Source organism: Streptococcus sp. k-402 (assembly GCF_013277515.1).
Classification (GTDB): Bacteria; Bacillota; Bacilli; order Lactobacillales; family Streptococcaceae; genus Streptococcus.
In genome coordinates this window covers 1-521 of record NZ_VMNB01000030.1, presented here as the reverse complement: position 1 = coordinate 521, position 521 = coordinate 1, and the positions used below count along the sequence as shown (strand labels likewise).

The 521-nt window shown below is 37.0% G+C and carries 1 tRNA gene and 1 pseudogene; both read right to left on the bottom strand.

Features of this window, described 5'->3' with window-relative positions:
* Positions 1-213 precede the first annotated feature (213 nt).
* Positions 214-285: transfer RNA gene (locus HT724_RS10015), tRNA-Glu, on the bottom strand.
* A 92-nt stretch (positions 286-377) separates the two neighbouring features.
* Positions 378-521: pseudogene (locus HT724_RS10010) on the bottom strand (sigma-70 family RNA polymerase sigma factor); the annotation flags it as partial.

Genomic DNA, 521 nt, shown 5'->3' with positions numbered 1-521 from the left:
GACAGATTTATTGTTTTTTCATTGTTCAGTACTACAACAGTTGTTGTAGTGCCCTGCACATTGGTTCGTCTTGTTCAGTTTTCAAAGGTCTTTGTCACTTACTTCTCTCAAGCGACAACTATATTAGTATATCACATTCGCTTTCGCTTGTCAACACTTTTTTGAAACTTTTTTAAACTTTTTTTCATCAAGTGTTTCAACCGCAACATACCATAGTCCGTACGGGATTCGAACCCGTGTTACCGCCGTGAAAAGGCGGTGTCTTAACCCCTTGACCAACGGACCTGAGTTGTTATTTTCAACTCTTACTATTATACCGACTTTTCAAACTTTGTCAACACCTTTTTTAAAATTTTTTTATTTTTTTGCATGAATTCCTAATGAGTACGGATGTCAAACTCTTTAAACACAATGCGTAAGTCCTTTAGCACTCTTTGACGCCCTCGGAAGCGTTCATCTCTTAAGACGCGTTCTAGTTCTTCTTGTTTCTCTTTACTTTGTTTGTTTCTATAATCTCTTAG